Origin of the sequence: Streptomyces sp. HPF1205, assembly GCF_020400825.1 — a bacterium.
Lineage (GTDB): Bacteria > Actinomycetota > Actinomycetes > Streptomycetales > Streptomycetaceae > Actinacidiphila.
The window spans coordinates 103,469-123,937 of the sequence record NZ_JAINVH010000022.1 but is presented as its reverse complement, the minus strand read 5'-3'; the positions used below and the strand labels follow the sequence as shown (position 1 = coordinate 123,937).

The window sequence follows — 20,469 nt, the reverse complement described above, 5'->3', positions numbered from 1 at the left end:
GTCCGTCGGTCGTCCTAGATTCGTCCTAGTGCGAGGTCGGCCGGGGGGCTGGACGCTGGTCGTGCCGGGGGGGGACATGAGATTCGGCGTGCTCGGGCCGTTACGCGCCCAGATCACCGGGGAAGAGGTCCGGCTCGACGGACCGCGGCAGGCCAAGATGCTGGCCGCGCTTCTGGTCGACGCCAACAACCTCGTCGCCATGGAACGGCTCGTCGCCGTGATGTGGGACGGGAAGGCACCCGCCACCGCCGTCCGCCAGGTCCAGGACGCGCTCTCCGGGCTCCGCCGCAATCTCGCCGCGTGCGGAGCGCCCGGCACCTTGATCAGCACCCGGCGCGGCGGTTACGAGATCCACCTGACCACGGATCAGCTCGACCTGCTGGAGTTCGAGGAGCAGCGGCGCCTCGCCGAACGGCACAAGACCCCGTCCGAGACGGCTGCCGCGCTGCGGCGCTCACTGACCTGCTGGCGCGGTGACGCCCTGGTCGACATCTCCAGCCGGGTCCTGGAGCTCGACGCCGCCCGGCTGAACGAGATGCGCGCCGCAACGCACAAACTGTGCCTGAGCATCGAACTCGACCTGGGGCGCCATCGCGAGATCATCGAGGAGCTGACCGCCCTGGGGCGCGAGCACCCCTACGACGAGCAGGTCGCCGAGCACCTCATGGTCGCCCTGTACCGGTGCCGGCGGCAGGGGGAGGCCCTGCAGGTGTACGAGCGGCTGCGCCGGACGCTGGCCGACGACCTCGGCGTCGACCCCACCCCGCCGATCCAGGAGCTGCACCTGCGCATCCTGGCCGCCGATCCCGCCCTGGGCGTCCCCGTCCCGCCGAGCGGCCCCTCGGTCGTACGGCAGGAAGAATCCGCCACGGCGGACGGCGAGCCGGTCATGGCCATGCCGGTACGCCAACTGCCGCTCGATGTCACCGACTTCGTCGGGCGAGCCGACGCGCTCGCCGAGGTCGCCGGGTTGCTCGACGGGTCGGCGGCGAACCGGGCCCCGGTGGCCGTCGTCGTGGGCGGTCCGGGCGTCGGCAAGTCCTCACTGGTGACGCACGCGGCGCGGCTGGCGAGCGCCAACTTCCCCGACGGCCAGCTCTACCTCAACCTCGCCGCGACCTCGGACGAGCCGCGGGACCCGGCGCTGATGCTGGCCGAGGCGCTGCGCGCGCTCTCGATCGCCGGCAGCGCGATCCCGAGCGGCCTGTCCGAACGAGCCGCGCTCTACCGGTCGTTGCTGGTGGACCGCCGGATGCTGGTGGTGCTGGACGACGCCGGCCACGCCGGTCAGGTGCAGCCGCTGCTGCCCGGGGCCGACGGCTGTGCCGTGCTGATCACCAGCCGCACTCTGCTGACGCAGCTTCCCGGCGCCCGGCACATCGACCTGGACGTGCTGAGGCCGGAAGAGGCGCGGGAACTGTTCACCGGCATCGTCGGGCGGCAGCGGGTCGAGCGGGAGCCGGCGGAGGCCGACGCGATCCTCGACTGCTGCGGCAACCTGCCGCTGGCGATCCGGATCGCCAGCGCCAAGCTCACCGGCCGCCCGGCCTGGTCGCTGCGGGTGCTGCGGGAGAGGATCGAGGACGAGTCCCAGCGGCTGGCCGAGCTGAGGATCGGGGACCTCAGCGTGCGCGCCAGCGTCGAACTGAGCTTGCGGCTGCTGCCGGACGAGGCGGTGCGCGCGCTCAGCCTGCTGGGTCTGCTCGGCCCCTACACCCTGCCCGGCTGGGTGGTCGGCCCGCTGCTGGACCGCCCCGACGCAGAGGACGTGCTGGACACCCTCGTGGACGCCAGCCTGGTGCGGCTCACCACCACCGACGCCATCGGCCAGCCACGCTACCGGCTGCACGACCTGATCAGGACCTGCGCGGTGGAGGTCGCCGACCGGCTGCCGGAGCAGGACAAGCGGGACGCGATCGTCCGGGTGCTGGCCGCCTGGCTCGACCTGACCGGGCGCGGCACCGACGGGCTGCCGGCCGGGCTGCTGGTCGCCGAACCCGGTTCCGCCCCGCGCCTGCCGCTGCCCGAAGCGGTGGCGGACCGGCTGCTGGCCGATCCGGCCGGCTGGTTCGACGCGGAACGCGCCACCCTGCTCGGCGCGGTGAAACTGGCCGTGGACCGGGGACTGGACGAGTTGGCCTGGGAGCTGGCGGCCGGCGCGGTGACGTACTACGACCACCGGTGCCTGTACCAGGACTGGGAGCACGGACACCGGCTCGCGCTGGACGCGGTCCGGGCCGCGGGCAACGCGCGCGGCGAGTCGGTGCTGCTGCGCGGCCTCGGCCAACTGCACATCTACCGGGACGAGTTCGACGGGGCCACGTCGGCCCTGACGTCCTCCGCCGGGCTGTGCAGGGACGCCGGGGACAAGCGGGGCGAGGCGTTGTCGATGGCGATGCTGGCCACGGTCAGCCGGGTGCAGGGCCGTTACGAGGAAGCCGTCGACCGTGTCCAGCGTGCGCTGGACATCGCGGTCGGTGAGAACGACCGGCATCTTGAGGCGCAACTGTCCTGTTCGATGGCCGTGATGCGGCTCATGCAGGACAGACTCGACGAGGCGGAGTCCTGGTTCGGCGAGGCCCTGCGCCAGGCGAAGGCGCTCGACGACGTGCACCGGGTGGCGGTCGTCCTGCGACGGTTCAGCCGGTTGCACGACCGGCGCGGTGATCAGGACGAGGCGCTGCGCTGCCTGCGGCAGGCGCTGACCACGTTCGAGGAACTGGCGGACGAGCGCTGCGCCGCGTACACGCTGCTGGAGGTCGGCCGCGTGTACGCGGGCGGGCACGACCGGGAACGGGCGAGCCCGGCACTGGAGCGCGCGGCGGAACTGTTCCACCGGCACGGCGACCGCGAGGACGAGGCCGCGTGCTGGCAGCTGATCGGCGACATGGACGCCGCCGCCGGCGACCACGACCTGGCGCGCCGGCACCGCGGGCGGGCACTGCGGCTGTGGCAGACGATCGGGGACACGTCCGCGGCGAACGCCCCGGCACGCCCGTCGTCGCCGTGAGGAAGGCGGCGAGCGGGAAGCGCCATCGCGCGCCGGGGGCGGCCCGCGCGGGCGGCCGACCGGTGCCCATGGGCGGGGTATCGACTCGGCCCTGGTCCGACACGGACTGGGGGTCCTCGCCGAGCGGGCCGTTCCCCTCGTCTTCCTGGAGGGCGACCCCGGCTATTACTCGCGTTTCGGCTTCGTGCCCGGCGCCGGCCTGGGCTTTCGAAAGCCGTCCCTGCGTATCCCGGACGAAGCCTTCCAGGTCATCAGGTTCCCGGAGCATGAGCCGTGGATGACGGGGACGCTGGTCTACACGGAGCCTTTCTGGCGGCACGACGCAGTCGGCCTGCGTGACCCCCGAGCACAGTGACGCACCCCACCGATCGCGGTGGGGCCGAAACGGAGCCGTCGAAGGCTTCACCGGGGTCATCCGGGCTGGAACGCCGGCGCTGCCGGGCTGCGTCCGTCCGCGGTGAGGACGGCGATGGCGGTCGTGCGGCCGTCGGGTCCTATGCGGATGAGGGGGATCGCCTTGTCGCGGGGGCCTCCGTCCTCGCCGATGGCGATCCAGCCGCTCGCTCCGGGCAGCGCCGGGCTTCGGCGCAGGTCCGCAAGGGTCCGGTAGACATCGGCCGCGGTGGGCTGCTCCGCCACGGCGGGGGAGTCGCGCACGGCCTGGAAGGCGGTGAGGACGGCGTCGTACATCATGATCGCCCTTCCGTCCTGCAGGTCCTCTTGGGGGAACGAGGAGGTGAACGTGCCGTCGACGAAGGGGGCGATGGCCTGCGGGCTGAACGCCCCGGGGTCGACCTTCCAGGCCGCGGGGTGGGCCAGGCCGGTGTAGACGAGATCGATGCGGCCCTCACGCAGGGTCGCCGCGAGTACGGAGGAGCTGAAACCGGGGGTCTGGGTGGCGGTGATGGTGTCGTCCCCCGACAGCACGGTCACCCGGTGGTCGCGGCACGGGCGGACGGCGAGCGCCTGAAGGAACGGGGGCAGCGAGGTGCCCCGGCCCGCGAAGTAGACGACCTCCGCCCGTGCCGCGCACAGCGCGGCCACCTGCGCCCGGAACGTCGCCGCCATGCCCGGCCGGGAGGAATCGAAGAGGACCGGCTCCGCGGCCACCATCCGTGCGGGGGGCATGCGGTTGCGGAACTGGGTGGCCAGCGTACTGGTGTACTGGTCGCCGGTGGCGACGTCCTGGACGAAAAGGACTCGCTCGCGCGCCATCCGGCCGGTGCCGAGGAAGCGTACGGCAGCGGCGGCTTCGTCGGCGTTGGGGGCCGCGACCCGCACCAGCCCGGGGGTTCCCGCCCATGAGTCGGCGGTCATCACGGACGCGAAGGCGGGCAGACCGCCGGCAGTCAGTTCCCCGACCATGTCCTGGCTGGCGGCGGTGCTGCCGCCCAGGCCCACCGCCGCCACGATCCGATCGGCACGCCGGTGAGCGAGGATCTGCTCCACGGTGTAGTGCCGTTGCTCGGCCGTCCCGCCGGTCTGGGCGAAAAGCACCCTGATGCCGACACCGGCCACGTCGGCCGCTTGGCGATTGAGGGCGAACTGGGCGAGAAAAGCGCCTTCCAGGTCGTGCCGCACGGACTCCATCAGGGCGGTGCCGTCGTACTCCGCGGTGATCGGCGTCATGTACACCACCGACACGAACGGCCGTCCGCCCGGTTTCCGCGACGCCTGGACGACCTCGCTGTTCTGCGCCGTGACGCGGTCCAGTGCAGCGGCAAGGTCGCGGTCCCCGGCCGGCAGGAGACGCGAGGACGCCGCCGCGTCCCGCAGAAGCCCGACACAGCTGTGTGTCGCCCCCTCCTGGATGCCGCGCATGCCGGGTCCGCAACCAGAACGCAGTCGCGGAATCGGCGCATCGCCGGGGAACAGCCAGCCGGCGGCGAGTACGGCCAATGCGGCGGCCAGGATCCGGGCCCGCCGCCGGCGCCGTCCCGGGGGCCCGCCCACGGCATCGCCGCCGGTGTCGCCGGACACGCTTTCCCGCAGGCGGGCCGCCCGGCGGACCACCTCGTCCACCCCTGGCCGCCGGGCGGGATCCTTCGCCAGGCAGCCGGCCACCAGTTCACGCAACGGACCGGTGATGCCCGTCAGGTCGGGCTCGCCGTGGACCACCGCGAAGGCGACGGCGATCGGTTCCATGCCGGCCGCCCGCGGGTCCTCGAAAGGGCTGCGGCCGATGGCCGCGAAGGCCACGACGCACCCGAGCGCGAACACGTCCGTGGCGGAGGAGACGCTGTGCGGCGCGCTGAGTTGTTCCGGGGCCATGAAAGCCGGTGTGCCCACCATGGACCCGGTGCGGGTCAAGGCCCGGCTCTGCACCAGGGACCTGGCGACACCGAAGTCGATGACACGCACCCCGTCGTCGGCGAGCAGGACGTTCGCGGGCTTCAGATCCCGGTGCACGATTCCCTGCCGGTGGATGTCCCGCAGCGCTTCGGCCAGTTGACCGGCTAATCGCGCGCAGTCCGCCCGGGCCAGCGGCCCGCCTTCCCGTACCCGGGCAGCCAGTGACGGGCCGGGCACGTACTGGGTGGCCAGCCACGGCGGATCGCCGTCCGGATCGGCGTCCACCACCGACGCCGTGAAGGCGCCGCTCACCTTCCGGGCCGCCGCCACCTCCCGCCGGAACCGGGCCCGGAAGTCGGGGTCGTCGGCGTACTCGGGACGGATCACCTTCAACGCGACCTGGCGCCCGGCCGGACTGCGCGCGAGATGGACCACTCCCATGCCACCGGCCCCGAGTTGCCGTTCCACGATGAAATCGCCGATCTGTCGCACTCGGCCAACGTACCGACACGGACGGTGGCGCCGCCGGAGGATTCACCCCCTGGACGTGCCGCCCGGCGGCAACCGCCGCTTCCCCGCCGCGAGCCACCGGGCGCACGGGCCATGGCCGACCCGGCCTGGCGAAGGCATCTGTTGCCACGGGCGCCTCGAACCGTTCCTAGGACGAATCCAGGACGGCCGAAGGACCAGGACCCATAACGTCGCCGCGGGGGCGGTCGGCCGTTCGCGCGCAACGAGAGGAGCGGCGACGCAACGTCCGGTCAGGGCGGCAACGGCGGCCACGACGACGACCGCCGCCGCCGTCACCACGACCGCAGCGGCACGGCGCCGCGGCTGACCGGCGGGCCGAGCGCCCCCGGTCCCACCCGACGAACCTCTGGAGCCATCCATGAAGCGAAAGCTCGCCGGCGGACTGGTCGGTGCCACAGCAGTGGTCGCGACGCTGCTCGCCACGACCAGCCCCGCCTACGCCGCCGGACCGGGCGGCGTCGAGGCCTGTCCCAACGGATCCTTCTGCCTGTACTACAACTCACCCGGCGCGGGCTGGGGATCGTTCGAGCACTGGAGCCCCGGCTCGTACAGCGACCTGCACGGGTTCTACTTCCGGGACTACGGCAACAGTTCGGGTTACAACCAGCCCGTCTGGGAGAACGCGGCGTCGGCCGTGAACAACACCGGCTACTCCTGGAACGTCTGCGTCCCCGCTCCGCCGCCCGACGACCTGAACTGCGGCATACCGATCGCCCAGCAGTACGCCGGAAGGCTGCCCGACGTCGCCTACAACAAGGTCGTCGCGATGTTCATCAACTGACGCGGCCGCGACCCGACCGCCGCACCCGCGTACCCGTAAACCCGTACCCGCGTGCCCGTACACCCGCGGGCCCCGGGCCGCTGCCGCCGATCTCCGGAACCCGGCGCGGCTGCCCGGGGCCGCGCCGGGTTGCCGCTCGGCCCGCCGGCGTGGCTGTCACGACGGCGAAGAAGGGGGAACACATGAGATCCGTCCGTAGCAGGAGACCCGTCGCCGCCGCGGCTGCCGGTGTGGTCCTGGCAGGGCTCGTATGCGCGGTCTCGACCCAGACCGCCGCGAGCGCGAGTACCGCGTCGGCGGGTACGGCCGTGCACGGCGGCCGCCAGGCCGCTCCAGGGGTCGAGCAGCCGGACAAGAAGCTGGGCAAGGGCTGGCGGACCTCACCGGACCGTGCCGTGACGTCGGCCGCCGACAGCGACGGCCTGCATGTGCTGGTCGCGGACAGCAAGAAGGCGTATGCGTGGCGGACGGCGGCCGTGCTGTCCGAACCGGGCATGCCGGCGGACACCTGGATCGGCAACCAGTGCGTCCTCGACCCGTCGCACGCGGCCGTGGTCTACGCGCCGCGTACCTTCACCAACCACGAGGACCTGATGCTGGGCGGCGCGTTCGCCGCCGTGGTCGACCTCGACAAGGGCACCGTCACCAAGCTGCCCTTCACCGCGTCGCTGGCCTACTTCGACCCGTCCTGCAACCCCGCCACCCGCACCGCCGCGTTCACCGCGTTCCGGGACGACAGGACGCGCCTGGTCACGGTCGACACCGCCGGCCGCACCGTGGCCGACACCACCGCCACCGGACAGGTCACCTCCGCCGTCCCGGTCGCCGACGGCGCCGTGGCCGCCCTGTACCACCACGTGGTCCACATCGACCGGTCCGGCAGGACCCGCGACCTGGCCGCCACCGACAGCGTGCCCTTCGACATCCGCCCCGCGGCGGGCGGTTCGATCGCCTTCCTGGACCGCAAGGGCGACACCACCGCGCACGCCAAGGTCCTGCGCGGCGGCAAGGTCTCCACCCTGGCCACCGGCGGTCTGTCCGACCTGTCCCTTCAGCAGGCCGGTACCGGCAGCGTGTTCCTGACCGGACACCCCAAGGGAGCGGTGCACACCGCCGGTACGGGTGTCACGCGCATCGACGCACCGGCCGGCACGGACGTCTCCACGAACGGCCGGCTGGCCGTGGACCCGGTGCTCTCGCCCGCTGTCCGGGCCGGCCTGGCCCGTATCGCCGACGCCGGGCGCCACTTCAGCGGCTCGGAACCGGCCGCCGAGAACGCCCCCGCCGGCGGTGACGGGCCGCTGACCGTTACCGCCACCGCGACCGCCACCGGCCAGAAGGTCACAGAGACGGTGGCCGCCCCCGCCCCGACAACCGGTACGGACCCTTCTCCTGCCCTGACGGGCGCCGGCGGCACCTCCCGTACGCACAGCGGTACGACCACCGCCGCGACGACCATCGAGCACGACCCCGTCGACACCGACCGCTGGTGCTCCGTGCCCCGCAACGACATCAACTCGCAGGCACTGCAGCCCACGCCCAACCAGGTCGAGTGGGCCGTCGACATGGCCGTACGCGGCGACCTCACCTCCGGCTGGGTCGCCCAGGGCGGCTGGCGCTCCCAGATCGGCCTTTCCACCATCGACCCGCAGGGCCTGTTCCCGGCCCCGTCCCTGATCGGCGGCGGCCGCGTTCCCGCCCAGGTCGAACTGGGCATCCTGGCCCAGGAGTCCAACCTGTGGCAGGCCGAATCCGGCGCGATCCCCGGCCAGATGGGCAACCCGCTGGCGTCGACGGCCGGCTTCTACGGCCACACCGGCACGGCCCCGTCCGACTACTGGAAGATCGACTGGACCAAGTCCGACTGCGGCTACGGCGTGGGCCAGATCACCGACGGCATGCGCATGGCCGGCCATGAAAAGCCAGGCGAGACCGCCCTGGACCCGACCGTGCAGCGGGCTGTCGCGCTGGACTACACCGTCAACGTCGCGGCCTCGCTGCAGATCCTGGCCGACAAGTGGAACGAGGTCCACACCAGCGGCCAGACCGTCACCGTCAACAACGACGACCCCTCCAAGCCGGAGAACTGGTTCACCGCCGTGTGGAATTACAACCTCGGCTTCAACCCGCCTGCCGGCGCCCCGGGCGTTCCGTGGGGTCTCGGCTGGTACAACAACCCGGCCAACCCCATCTATCCACCCGCCCGTCAGGCGTTCATGGACACCAAGCTCGACCCGAACGCCAACCACGACGCCGCCCACCCCCAGGACTGGCCTTACGAGGAGAAGGTCATGGGCTGGGCCGCCTGGTCCATCGACACCGGCCACTCCTACGCCACCTCCGGCCGCCAGGACTGGCCCGGCGAATCCGGCTTCTCCTCCGCCGGCTTCCGGCCCTCCTGGTGGCTCAGCGACGGGGACCGCAGCGCCATCAAGCCGCCGCTCGGCACCTTCTGCACACCCGACAACGCCTGCGACATCACCGACCCGCCGCCGTGCGAGACCCAGCAGATCGACGGCTGCGACCAACTGCACTGGTGGAACAACGAGAACACCGTCTGGAAGCCGGACTGCGCCGACACCTGCGGTCACGAAGCCATCAAGTACCAGACCCTGCGCGCCGAACCGGGCCGCGGCTACCGCCTCCAGTACGGCACACCCGACTGCGCCGCACCGCCCGCCGGCTCCCTCGTCGTCCACTCCGTCCCGGCCGGCACCAACAGCTGGAGCGACTGCGGCACCACCACCTCCCAAGGCACCTTCCAGTTCACCTTCTACCCCGACACCATGGGCCTGTACGAGGCCAAGGGCGACCTCCACCAGATCGGCGGCGGCTACCAGGGCCACTTCTGGTACGCGCACGCCCGCGACAGGACCAGCCTGGGCGGCGACGGCGGGCGCATGACCGTGCTCGGCCAGTGGACGCTGAACTCCGCCCTTCCCCAGCCCCAGGGCGAGGTCTTCGTCCACATTCCCGACACCGGAGCGCAGGCCACGCAGGCCGTCTACCGGATCGACACCGCGTTCGGCCCCGTCAAGAAGACGATCAGCCAAAAGGCCAACGCGTCGAACAAGTGGGTCTCCCTCGGCGCCTACCGCTTCAACGACAAGGCTCCCCAGGTGAGCCTGTCCAACACCGTCAACACCGGCAACGCCGACGACGACATCGCCTGGGACGCCGTCGCTTTCGTCCCCGGGGACTACGGGATACCCGACGGCCCGGCGATCGACCTGACACTTCCCGACCCCGTCCCCACCAGCCCCAACCCGGACCCGACGCTCCAGGCACCGGACGCCCTGGTCACACTGCCTCTGCCGATCAGCGGCGCCAACCGGGCACCGGCCTCCAGCGCCAAACCCTCGCTGCACTGCGGACCGGTACGGGGTGGCCTGCAGGTCTGTACCCGATCGGTCCCGCGGGCGAAATCCGCCGGGCTCAGGGCCGCGCTACCGCCGACCGACAACGGAGACTGGTGCGACGATTCCATCCCCGGCGTGGCGGCGACCCGGCGCGTCGAGTGCGAGAACCGCGACTACTACGTCGTCCTCAAAAAGGACGGTGTGGTCGAGGCAATGGCGCACTACAACCTCAGACGGGAACTGGATCTGAGCGACGCGTCCACGTTCGTGGAGTACCTGACCGCCACGCCGGAATCCATTCCGCCGGAAATGGCCACGATCGAGTTGACCATCCAGCACACGTGCAGTTCCGGCTGCACACCCAATGACGCCGGCGCCGGGTGGAGCAGCCCACCGGTCTGGGTGCTGGGCGACGGCCACACCGCCGAACTCACCACCCAGTACTCGTGGGACAACAGTACGGCGGACAAAACTTACACCTTCAAGCCGGACTTGCTGATCCAGGCCGAGGTCACGCCCGCCGAGGGAGGGGCGGCAATCCAGCAATACGTCAACCAGTGGAGCGCGGACAACCCGACGCGGCTCGACGAGGTCCGCTGTGACACGGTCATCACCACGGCCGGTGGCTGCGTCTTCGGCAACTACGCCCCGACGTACACCTTCAACGCGGCCAGGTACCCGCAGGCGGCCGCGCACGCGTGGCTGGTCCAGAGCCAGTTGGCCAACCATCCGGGCAGTCGCGGCCTGCAGAAGCCGCTCTACTACGCGCCCGGTGGACGGGAGGGCGCAAACCGAGCGGTCATCTGCGACGAGGCCGGATGGGCGGGGGCGAACGGGGATCCCGCGGTGCTGAGCGGCACCACCGACACCCTCAGCTGCGACGAGTTCGCGGGCAACGCCACGTACAACAGCGGAGGGATGCCCGCCGACGACGACGGACTCAACCCGGTGTTCTCCGGCAGCGAGTGCCTGCAGACGTACGCGACGATGGTGAACGGGACCGTCCACCTGTACAACATCGGCGGCTACGCGCCCCAGTGGACCGAGGTGTGCGGACGCTCGTCCATATCCAACTCGCAGAACGGTGGCTCGATGAACCAGTTCGGCGGATTCGCCAGGAACATGCGGCTGATGGATCGCGACGCGTACTGGCTGGACACCGGGATGTCCGCCCTGTGCAGCCCGAACGGAAGGTCGCTCAGCTGCGGCATGCTGGTCACCCCGTGACCGGCATCTGACGCTCCGCGAGGCCGTGGGCCGTGGGCCGTGGGCGTGGCTCACGGGCCACGGCTCATGGCCCTCCGGCGGCGGAACGCCCATCGTGGCCTCCGCCGCCTCGACCGCGGACGGCTCCGCCGGGCCGGGGAGCGCGGCGTACGTCCGCGGCGCGTGCGTCCGCAACCACGCCTCGATCCGCTCCCACGCCCGCAAGGTCCGCTCCGCCCGGGAGGGGTCGTCCTCCATGGGCCGATGGCGCCTCCGCGGCCGCACGCCGGGCCGCCGCACGCCGGGCGAGGCGTGCGCCTCCGGTGGACTCCGGCCTGGGCGCCGATCCGCCCGCCGACCTCGCGTTAGGACGGATCCAGGACGGCCGGAGGACCCGGGTCCATAACGTCACCGCAGGGGGTGGCCGGCCATTCCCGCGCACCTGGCGGCGCATACCGGCCCGTGAGCACCAGCAGTCCTGAGGAGAGACATGAAGCGCACGTCACAGCCAACTCGGGGAATCCGTACGACGGGTACCTCCAAGCGGCGCGGCATCAAAGCCGCCGTCATCGGCGCGATCGCCGCGGGGGGCCTGGTCTTCTCCACCACAAATGCCTCGGCCGACGGACTGGGAGGCGACGCCTGGACGCCCAACTGCCATGCCTGGGTCGCTCCGGGGGACAGCGGCCACTATGCCTACGGGACGGTGATCGGCTGGTCGGGCTGCTGGGTGAGGCTCTTCGCGACCACCAGCACGGGAGGGACGCAGGCGACCCCGTGGTCCCAATCCTCGACGTACCAGCTCTACCACGCCGACGGCGTTCACTACCTGTGGGTCGAGGTGTACGACCCCACCGGCATGGACACCACCGGGCCCCGCGTCTACTAGGGCGTTTTCCGGAAGTGATCAAGGTCTGTCGTGATCCACCGGTGAGGCGTGGGGGTCTGACGGGCGTGCGATGGACCGGGCTGGAATGCTGTTGCCGGTGGGTGAGAAGCCAGGGCGGCCACCAGCCCGGTCCGGGTGGCAGTTGATCAACGGGATCCGCGGGCGGGCGCGCCCTGGCGCGACGCCCCCACACGCCACGGCGAGTGGGGGCCTCCTCACGCACGCCCTTTCACGCGAGAAGTCTCCACCCGGTCACGGCGAGCACCGACACGAGGCAACCTGCCATGACGGTCCACGGCAGGCGGACCATGAGGAGCGCCCACCAGTCGTCGAGCTCGGGAGAAAGCCGCTGCCGCCACAGAAACCGGGCCCACCAGGCCGTCGCGACGACGAACTCGGCCGCGACCAGCACGAGTTCCACGGTGACGGTCGCCCCGAAAAGTCCACGGTCGATGCAGGTGCCGCCGTACCCGCACTCCCACGAGGCGTTCGACGCCTCCACCCAGTCACCGGCGAGGGCGAACAGCGCCGCCGCCCGCACCAGGAAGCAGATGCCTGCCGACGTCATCCGCAGGGCGTTTCGAACGGCGCCGCCCGCTCGTTCCCCGTCCGCTCGCACTTCCGCAGAGCAGCGGGTCAACGGGCGCGCACGGGCACAGCACGCGGGCGACGCATGGTCAAGGCTTTGGAGACGCGGTGCCAAGGACAGGCTCCTCGACGGCCGCCTAGTCTCGCTGGCAGCGGATGACGGTCTGCCCGAGCCAGGCAGGTCGTCACGACCGGAGGAATACGCTCCGGTGGCCGTGGCCCGCAGTGGGGTGAACGCGTCCACGCCACGGAGGGACATCCGCATCGGCCAGGCACGTTTCACATCCATGCGGCGCCGCGCGCCGCTTTCTCAGGGGGATTTGTGTCCATCACCAGGAGAGCACGCCGACTCGCGATTCTCACCGTGAGTGTCGGCGTGGCGACGGTCGGCGCGCTGGCACCGGCCAGCGCCAGCAGCTACTCGATCAACCAACTCGTCAACTGCCACGTCTACGAGCAGGTCGAGCTCCAGGGATCACCGGCACACGACTACATGCGCTGGACGACCAGCGGTGGGTCGAAGGGCTGCGAGGCGGAGATCAACCGGGAGTACAACGGAGTGTGGACCGTCGTGGAGGACAGGACCATCACGACCACCGGTTCGGACTCCAGCGCCTGGTACTACGACGGGCCCGGCTACACGGCCCAGGTCGACGTCCTTGGCACGGACGGCAGCCTGAAGTTCGGCCCGCTGAACTGACCACCCGGACCGCAGGAACACGGCCCGCCACCGGAAAGGGGCGGGCCGTGCCCTTTGCGCACACACACCTTTCGCACCAAGAACGTGCTGGCGAACCGGCTGCGTCGGCATCGCCGGTGCGTTCCGGGAAGCCGGACCGCGGCGCGTCGGCAGGCGGAGGAGGGGTCAGGCCGCCGGTGCGAGCGGGGCAAGCCGCCGTCCGCGCCGCTAACGCGGCCGCGTGTCACGATGCTTCTGGACGGTCGAGCCGCCTGCCTCGTCCCCGGGCCCGCCTACGGGGAGTGGGCGCGGGCGATGACCCAAGCCACGATCAGCGGCCCCTTTCTGACTCAGCGCCTGCGGGAGTGGTCACTCTTCCGCGCCATCACGCTCGCTGGGGCTGCCCTGGCAGCCGGACGACCTGCGCGCGTCATCCAACTGGCTCCAGCTCAAGACCGCCGCCGCCGAAACGAACACCGAGGCCATCGAGATCCTCGCCGAAGCCCGCACCCGGCCTGCCGGTGCGGTTTCGGCTGTGCACCGGCAGGTTGAGCGCTTCGGCTGCCGGTGGCACGCCAGGGACATAACATGCGTTCGCGCCCCCGCACGGGGCGCGAACGGTTATGAGTACTTCCGGATTCGCTGCATCCCCCTACCAGGAAGGCCCATGCCATGCGATTACGTTCCGCCCTGGCGGCCACGCGCCTCGCCGTCACGCTGATGGCCGCCGCCGCGGCCACCGTGCTCGTCCCCTCCGCGGCCAACGCCGCTCCCGCTTCTCGCACCGACGCCTGGGTCCCCTGCCAGTACGGACTCACCACTGACAAGGCGTTCCCGGCGGGCACCGACTTCACCGCCGGCGAGCGCTGGTGCGTCGGGCAGTACCAGCTCATCATGCAGCACGACGGCAACCTTGTGATCTACGACGTCGCCGGGCACCCGCTGTGGGACACGCAGACCTACAACAACGTGGGCGACTACGCCACGATGCAGAGCGACGGCAACTTCGTCGTGTACCAGGGCACGCGGGCGCTGTGGAACTCCGGGACCGGCGGCAACCCCGGCGGCTATTACTACCTGTGCTTCCAGACCGACGGCAACCTCGTCATCTACGCCCCGGTGGCGGGCACCGCTCCCTGCTACGGGGCCCCGCGGTGGTCGACCAACACCTGATCCGCCCGCGCGGTGTCACGGGTGACGCCCCGCGGTGAGCTTCGCACGGGCCGGCGCACGATGACGCGCCGGCCCGCTGCCACGCCCGGCTGGGAGCGGCCTTGCGGGCCTCCCGGCGCAGCGGCTGGGGTGGCTTCCGGGCTGGGGCGGCTCACCTCGGGGTCGCGGTGCGGGCGCGGTGCCAGGCGCCGTCGGCGAGCAGGCGCAGGCCGTTGAGGCCGACGACGACGGTGGAGCCTTCGTGGCCGGCGACGCCGAGCGGCAGCGGCAGGTGGCCTGCCAGGTCCCAGGTGACCAGGCCGGTGATGAACACCGAGGCGATGACGAGGTTCTGCACCACCAGGCGGCGGGCCCGCCGGGAGAGGCCGACAGCGGTGGGGACGGCGGCGAGTTCGTCGCGGACGACGACGGCGTCGGCGGTCTCCAGGGCCAGGTCGGATCCGGCCCGGCCCATCGCGATCCCGGTGTGCGCGGCGGCGAGTGCGGGTGCGTCGTTGACGCCGTCGCCCACCACCAGGACCTTGCGGCCGGACCGCTCCAGTTCCTTGACCGCGCCGGCCTTGTCCTGGGGCAGCAGGCCGGCGCGGACGTCGGTGATGCCGGCCTCGGCGGCCAGGCGGGCCGCGGCACGCGGATTGTCGCCGGTCAGCAGCACCGGGCCGGTACCGGTGAGGCGGCCGAGGGCGGAGACGGTCGCGGCGGCGTCGGGCCGCAGCCGGTCGGCGATGCCCAGGACGCCGACGGGGCGGTGGTCGCGCCGGACGAGGACGGCGGTGTGTCCGCCGTCCTCCAGGTCGCCGGCGATGACCGCGGCGCGGGCCGCCGTACTGCCGTCGCCCGACTCGTTCAGCAGCCGGGCCGGGGCGCCGACGGTGACGACGGAGCCGTCGAGGGTGGCGGTGACGCCGACGCCCGGGGTGGAGGAGAAGTCCCGCACGGCGGGCAGGGCCAGGCCGCGCTCGCGGGCGGCGCCGACGACGGCGCGGGCCAAGGGGTGCTCGCTGGGATGCTCGGCCGCGGCGGCCAGCGCCAGCAGGCCGTCGTCGTCCAGGCCGGACCCGGCCAGCGGGCGGATCGCGGCCACGCGGGGCGTCCCCTCGGTCAGCGTGCCGGTCTTGTCCAAGGCGACGGCGTCGACCTGGCCCAGGCGTTCCATCACCACCGCGGACTTGATGAGTACGCCGTGGCGGCCGGCGTTGGCGATCGCGGACAGCAGGGGCGGCATCGTGGCCAGCACCACCGCGCACGGAGAGGCGACGATCATGAACGTCATCGCGCGCAGCAGCGACCCGGTCAGCGCCGCCCCGAACGCCAGTGGGACGAGGAAAACGGCCGAAGTCGCGGCGATCATGCCGAGGCTGTAGCGCTGTTCGACCTTCTCGATGAACAGCTGGGTGGGTGCCTTGGTCCGGGAGGCTTCCTCGACCATGGCCACGATCCGGGCGATCACCGAGTCCGACGGGTCGCGCTCGACCTTGATCCGCAGCGCGCCGGTCCCGTTCAACGTACCCGCGAAGACCTCGTCCCCGGCATGCTTGTCCACGGGCAGGGGCTCGCCGGTGATCGTCGCCTGGTCGACGTCGCTCGACCCGTCCAGTACGCGACCGTCCGCGCCGATGCGCTCACCGGGGCGCACCAGGACGGTGTCGCCGACCGCGAGCCGGCCGGTCTCCACGGTGGTCTCGGTGCCGTCGTCCGCGAGCAGGGTGGCGGTGGTCGGGGCGAGGTCGAGCAGGCCCCGTACGGCGTCCTGGGTGCGGGCGGTCGCCAGTGCTTCCAGCGCGCCGGAAGTGGCGAAGATGACGATCAGCAGGGCCCCGTCCATGACCTGCCCGATCGCGGCCGCACCGAGGGCGGCGACGACCATCAGCAGATCGACGTCCAGCGTCCTGTCCTTCAAAGCCCGCAGCCCCGCCCAGCCGGGCTCCCAGCCGCCGGCCGCGTACGTCAGCGCGTACAGCGGACCCCACGCCCACGCCGGGGCGCCGGTCAGCTGCAACGGCAGCGCGATCAGGAACAGCGCCAGGGCGGCCGCGGCCCAGCGGGCCTCGGCCGGAGCGAGCACCCGGGTACGCCGCCGCGGGGCAGCGGCAGGCGTGTGCCGGGGCGGGGCCTGGATCGGACGCTGGTCGAGGGCGGCAGGCATGGCGAGAGCGGTTCCTTCGCGCGAGAAGCGGGCAACCACCCCACCGTAACAGGAATACTTGAAGAATCGTTCATGGGTTCATTCCGTAGGATGGTGCCATGGGCCACGGAGCGAACACCCCCGACGGCGCGCCGCCGCGCACCCGCCTGACGACTGCCAACGCCGCGCAGGTCGCCACCACGCTGCAGGCCCTGTCCACGCCCTCGCGACTGCTGATCCTGGCCCGTCTGCGCGAAGGGCCCCTGGCCGCGACCGAGCTGGCGGTGGCCGTCGGGATGGAGCAGTCCGCGTGCTCCCACCAACTGCGCCTGCTGCGCAACCTCGGCCTGGTCACCGGCACCCGCCAGGGTCGCTCGGTCGTCTACGCCCTGCACGACGACCACGTGGCCGAGCTCCTCGACCAGGCCGTCCACCACATCGAGCACCTGCGGCTGGGAGTCGTCGACACCCCGGGCACCGCCGGCGCCGTGTCCGCGCCGGAACCCTCGGTGTCCTGAACGTTCCCGCACGACGACGTCCGCGCTCGCGCCGCCGAACGGCCGGGATCGAACGGCCGGCATCGGACGGCTGTGGTCGAACGGCTGTGGCCGGACCGAGTGCTTGCTCACGGCGTGGCATCAGGCGATGCGCCTGTGCCGGAGGCCGCCGAGCCGGTACCGCCCGCGGGCCCGGTTCCGACCGTGCCGGTCAGCGCCTGCTGGTCGGCGAGAGCGATGGCCAGTTCGCCTGCCGCGGTGGGGTGCAGAGGTGCCCTGTCGGCGGAGTCCTGGACGAATGGCTGTTCGCTGCACAGCCCGTGCCCGTCGAAGTGGGGACGGACGGAGACGAAGTGGAAGGCAGCCGCGCCCTTTTCCAGGACCGTGTTCAGGTCGGAGAGGCGGGAGCGCAGGACCTTGGCCTTGTCAGGTGTGACGCCGTCCTTGCTCAGGCACCCGGTGTCCTCGCCGAAGGGGTCGTAGTAGTCGTTGACCAAAACGTGAGGGTGGTGGGGGAGGGCGGCCAGCTGCTGCAGCAGGTCGAGGTAGTCCTGGCTGAACGCGGCGATCTGCTTGGTGAAGTAGGCGGTGGACGCCTTGTCGTCGCAGACCGGTGCCTGCGCGCACAGGGCGGTCAGCGCGGCCCAGTCGAGATCGTTGGCGCCGACGCTGACAACGAGGGCGGACGCGCTGGTGGCGCGTTGGGCGACAGCGAGCTGGGGCGCGATCATGTCGTCGCCGCGCGTCTGGACGCCGAGGATTCCGTCGGTCACCGTGGCCCCCTGGCAGGCCAGATTGAGGACGTTCCAGTCGTTGACGGCCGCGAGGTCGGCCGCATAGGAGTCGGCGCTGCGCCCGCACGTCCGGTCCGTGGCGGTCGGGTGGTCCACCGGACGGTTGCCGATGCCCGCGGCAGTGGAGTCGCCGAGCACGACGACGCGCACGTCCGGCATCGCCGGCCCCTTTGCCGCGGGTACGTTCTTGGCGGGGGCGCGTCCCACGAGGTCGTCCAGCGTTCGGACCCGCCGCAGCACTTGGGGCGTGCCGGATGCCAGCAGATAGATGCCCACGGCGTTCACGGCGCACACCGATGCCACCGCGGCCGCCACGGCGGCCAGCGTGGCGCGGCGCGAGGCGCGTCTGATCCCGGCGACGGCGACGGCGATGACGGCGGCGCATCCGGCAGCGATCAGCGACTCCCACAGGCAGTAGTGGAGCCACCCGGAGGCGAGACGGCGGCTCAGCACGGGCACCAGTTCGCCGCCGCCGCGTGCCGCGTCGTCGACCTGGGAGCCGAGACTGATGTGGGCGAGCTTCAGGCGGGGGCGGATGGGGCCGTCGAAGTGCGGACGGGTGGCGATGGTCTCACCGAACAGGTCCAGTTCCCCCGGCCCGGACAGGCTCCAGCCCGGCTGGGTGGCGCCCACCTTCACGCTCTGGCCCGCGGCCGACACCGACTGCATCGGCGTGAGCCGGACCGCCAGCCACATCGACGCGGCCCCGACGATCACGAGGGCGGCCACCCCGCCCAGCGCCTTCCCGGCCCGGCGCAGCCACCTGTCAGCTTTTCCGCTTACCGGCACGCTCCATGCCTCCTGTGGTTGTCACCTCTCCCGGTGACTGTCGACTGTCGGTTCCGACCCTCCTACCCGTGGCGCCGGACGGCAGCCAGGCTCCCGCAGGCACACCGGACCGGCCTGCGGGACGAGGCCGACCGTGACGCGGTCGGCTCGGGCCGCTGCCGTCCTCGACAGTGCCCTCGGCCGGACCGTGATCGCCACCCGGCCCGGTCCCGGACCAGGGCTTCCGCGTCGAGGTCACCCGACTGGCGCACCGAGGTCTTGCCGGCTCGCAGGGAGGACACCCGTAGGGCACAGCGAGCCGGTGGTCCCTGAGTCCGGTGGTCCCTGAGTTCAGGACCGGCCCGCAGATCGCGCCGATCCCGCCGCACATCTTGGCCGTCCAGGGGAAGAAGGCCACCAAGGCCGCCGTCCACGACCCGAGGGGACCGGTATCGCCGCCAAGGGGGTCCGGCAGAGGCTCGCCGGGACGGCCGAGCACATGCCCGGACGGTGCGGCGGCCGGCGTGGTCGCGGCGGGCCGCCGCGCGACGTGGGCGACCACGTGACCAAGGGCAACCGCAGGAGGAGTGAGTGCCGTGCCGGCCGTACAGGAGACGATCAAGGGCGTCGACGTGCACGCCTTCGAGGTGCCGACCGACGGGCCGGACGGCAGGGAGCAGGACGGCACGCTGGAGTGGGACTCCACGACGATGGTCCTGGTGCAGGTGCACGCGGGCGGCCGGACGGGCACCGGTTACACGTACGGCGACGTGTCCACCGCGTCCTTGGTGTCCTCGAAGCTCGCCGGGGTGCTGCTGGGGGCGGACGCGCTGGCCCCGCCGGCCGCCTGGCGGCGCATGCAGGCGCAGCTGCGCAACGCCGGCCGGCCGGGAGCGGGCGCGATGGCGATCTCGGCCGTCGACATCGCCCTGTGGGACCTGAAGGCGCGGCTGCTGGACCTGCCGCTGACGGCGGTGCTGCCCGCCTTCCACGACCGGGTGCCGGTGTACGGCAGCGGCGGCTTCACCAACTACCCCTTGGACCGCCTCGCCGGGCAGCTCGCCGGGTGGGTCGAGGACGGAATCACGCGGGTGAAGCTGAAGACCTCCCGCCACCCGGAGCAGGATCCGGGGCGGTTGCGGGCGGTACGCGAGGCGATCGGCGCGGGGCCGGAGCTGTTCACCGACGCCAACGGCGCCCTGGGCCGCAAGGAGGCCGTGTACTGGGCGGCGCGGTTCGCCGGGGAGTGGGGTGTGTCGTGGCTGGAGGAGCCCGTCGGCTCCGACGATCCGGAGGGGCTGCGGCTGGTACGTGAGCGCGCTCCGGCGCCGCTGGAGGTGGCGGCGGGGGAGTACGGCTACGTGCTGCGGGACTTCGCCGATCTGCTGGACGGGCCGGCGGTGGACTGCCTGCAGGCCGACGTCACGCGCTGCGGCGGCATCACCGGGCTGCTGCAGGTGGCGGGCCTGTCCGCGGCCCGGCACGTGGACCTGTCCGCCCACTGCGCGCCGGCCGTGTCGGCCCACGCCTTCTGCGCGGTGCCGCGGCTGCGCCACCTGGAGTACTTCCACGACCACGTCCGCATCGAGGACATGCTGTTCGAGGGCACCCTCGGTCCCGCCGCGGGCGCCCTGGCCCCTGACCGGGAGCGGCCGGGACACGGCCTGGAGGTCAAGTGGAGCGCCGCCGAACGCTTCCGCGTCCACGGCCCCGACAAGAGCCGCGCAGCCGCGTGAGCGGCCGCAGGCCGCCACGCGGGTGCGGGAGGACCCGGCAG

At 72.2% G+C, this 20,469-nt stretch carries 12 protein-coding genes; 8 read left to right on the top strand and 4 right to left on the bottom strand.

Features of this window, described 5'->3' with window-relative positions:
* Window positions 1–76: 76 nt before the first annotated feature.
* Window positions 77–3,010, top strand: coding sequence for a BTAD domain-containing putative transcriptional regulator (locus K7G61_RS23980; RefSeq protein WP_225849018.1), 2,934 nt, complete (start codon window positions 77–79; stop codon window positions 3,008–3,010).
* A gap of 411 nt (window positions 3,011–3,421) precedes the next feature.
* Here the strand turns inward: K7G61_RS23980 and K7G61_RS23970 are convergent, their stop codons facing one another.
* Window positions 3,422–5,794 (bottom strand): serine/threonine-protein kinase, encoded by a 2,373-nt coding sequence (locus K7G61_RS23970; protein WP_225849017.1) that lies wholly within the window; start codon window positions 5,792–5,794, stop codon window positions 3,422–3,424.
* 397 nt (window positions 5,795–6,191) lie between these two features.
* Between K7G61_RS23970 and K7G61_RS23965 the strand changes: the two genes are divergently transcribed.
* From K7G61_RS23965 to K7G61_RS23955, 3 genes are all read left to right on the top strand, one after another.
* Window positions 6,192–6,614 (top strand): peptidase inhibitor family I36 protein, encoded by a 423-nt coding sequence (locus tag K7G61_RS23965; RefSeq protein WP_225849016.1) that lies wholly within the window; start codon window positions 6,192–6,194, stop codon window positions 6,612–6,614.
* 182 nt (window positions 6,615–6,796) lie between these two features.
* Window positions 6,797–11,200 carry a Tat pathway signal protein gene (locus K7G61_RS23960; RefSeq protein WP_225849015.1) on the top strand — a complete coding sequence of 1,468 codons (4,404 nt, stop codon included), beginning with the start codon at window positions 6,797–6,799 and terminating at the stop codon, window positions 11,198–11,200.
* Between the two features lie 469 nt (window positions 11,201–11,669).
* Window positions 11,670–12,068 (top strand): hypothetical protein, encoded by a 399-nt coding sequence (locus K7G61_RS23955; RefSeq protein WP_225849014.1) that lies wholly within the window; start codon window positions 11,670–11,672, stop codon window positions 12,066–12,068.
* A 229-nt stretch (window positions 12,069–12,297) separates the two neighbouring features.
* Here K7G61_RS23955 and K7G61_RS23950 read toward each other — a convergent pair whose 3' ends face one another.
* Window positions 12,298–12,636 (bottom strand): hypothetical protein, encoded by a 339-nt coding sequence (locus K7G61_RS23950; protein WP_225849013.1) that lies wholly within the window; start codon window positions 12,634–12,636, stop codon window positions 12,298–12,300.
* A gap of 384 nt (window positions 12,637–13,020) precedes the next feature.
* On the opposite strand from K7G61_RS23950, the gene K7G61_RS23945 reads away from it, so the two are divergent.
* Together K7G61_RS23945 and K7G61_RS23940 are read left to right on the top strand one after the other, a co-directional pair.
* On the top strand, window positions 13,021–13,356 hold the full coding sequence (locus K7G61_RS23945; protein ID WP_225849012.1) for a hypothetical protein: 336 nt from the start codon (window positions 13,021–13,023) through the stop codon (window positions 13,354–13,356).
* A gap of 651 nt (window positions 13,357–14,007) precedes the next feature.
* A complete protein-coding gene (locus K7G61_RS23940) occupies window positions 14,008–14,508 on the top strand; it encodes a hypothetical protein (RefSeq protein ID WP_225849011.1) in 501 nt (166 codons plus the stop codon).
* Window positions 14,509–14,659: 151 nt separating this feature from the next.
* Here the strand turns inward: K7G61_RS23940 and K7G61_RS23935 are convergent, their stop codons facing one another.
* Window positions 14,660–16,654 carry a heavy metal translocating P-type ATPase gene (locus K7G61_RS23935; RefSeq protein WP_225849010.1) on the bottom strand — a complete coding sequence of 665 codons (1,995 nt, stop codon included), beginning with the start codon at window positions 16,652–16,654 and terminating at the stop codon, window positions 14,660–14,662.
* 98 nt (window positions 16,655–16,752) lie between these two features.
* Between K7G61_RS23935 and K7G61_RS23930 the strand changes: the two genes are divergently transcribed.
* On the top strand, window positions 16,753–17,151 hold the full coding sequence (locus K7G61_RS23930) for a helix-turn-helix transcriptional regulator (protein ID WP_225849009.1): 399 nt from the start codon (window positions 16,753–16,755) through the stop codon (window positions 17,149–17,151).
* Window positions 17,152–17,258: 107 nt separating this feature from the next.
* Here the strand turns inward: K7G61_RS23930 and K7G61_RS23925 are convergent, their stop codons facing one another.
* Window positions 17,259–18,713: an SGNH/GDSL hydrolase family protein gene (locus K7G61_RS23925; protein ID WP_225849008.1), complete on the bottom strand. Its 1,455-nt coding sequence runs from the start codon at window positions 18,711–18,713 to the stop codon at window positions 17,259–17,261.
* 566 nt (window positions 18,714–19,279) lie between these two features.
* On the opposite strand from K7G61_RS23925, the gene K7G61_RS23915 reads away from it, so the two are divergent.
* The gene (locus tag K7G61_RS23915) at window positions 19,280–20,428 is read left to right on the top strand and encodes an enolase C-terminal domain-like protein (protein WP_374204216.1); all 1,149 of its coding nucleotides are present in this window, start codon (window positions 19,280–19,282) and stop codon (window positions 20,426–20,428) included.
* Window positions 20,429–20,469 lie beyond the last annotated feature (41 nt).

Excerpts from the sequence above, each read along its gene's own strand:
- K7G61_RS23980 (WP_225849018.1), top strand. The coding sequence starts at position 77 with ATGAGATTCGGCGTGCTCGGGCCGTTACGCGCCCAGATCACCGGGGAA.
- K7G61_RS23965 (WP_225849016.1), top strand. The coding sequence starts at position 6,192 with ATGAAGCGAAAGCTCGCCGGCGGACTGGTCGGTGCCACAGCAGTGGTC.
- K7G61_RS23960 (WP_225849015.1), top strand. The coding sequence starts at position 6,797 with ATGAGATCCGTCCGTAGCAGGAGACCCGTCGCCGCCGCGGCTGCCGGT.
- K7G61_RS23955 (WP_225849014.1), top strand. The coding sequence starts at position 11,670 with ATGAAGCGCACGTCACAGCCAACTCGGGGAATCCGTACGACGGGTACC.
- K7G61_RS23950 (WP_225849013.1), bottom strand. The coding sequence starts at position 12,636 with ATGACGTCGGCAGGCATCTGCTTCCTGGTGCGGGCGGCGGCGCTGTTC.
- K7G61_RS23940 (WP_225849011.1), top strand. The coding sequence starts at position 14,008 with ATGCGATTACGTTCCGCCCTGGCGGCCACGCGCCTCGCCGTCACGCTG.
- K7G61_RS23935 (WP_225849010.1), bottom strand. The coding sequence starts at position 16,654 with ATGCCTGCCGCCCTCGACCAGCGTCCGATCCAGGCCCCGCCCCGGCAC.
- K7G61_RS23930 (WP_225849009.1), top strand. The coding sequence starts at position 16,753 with ATGGGCCACGGAGCGAACACCCCCGACGGCGCGCCGCCGCGCACCCGC.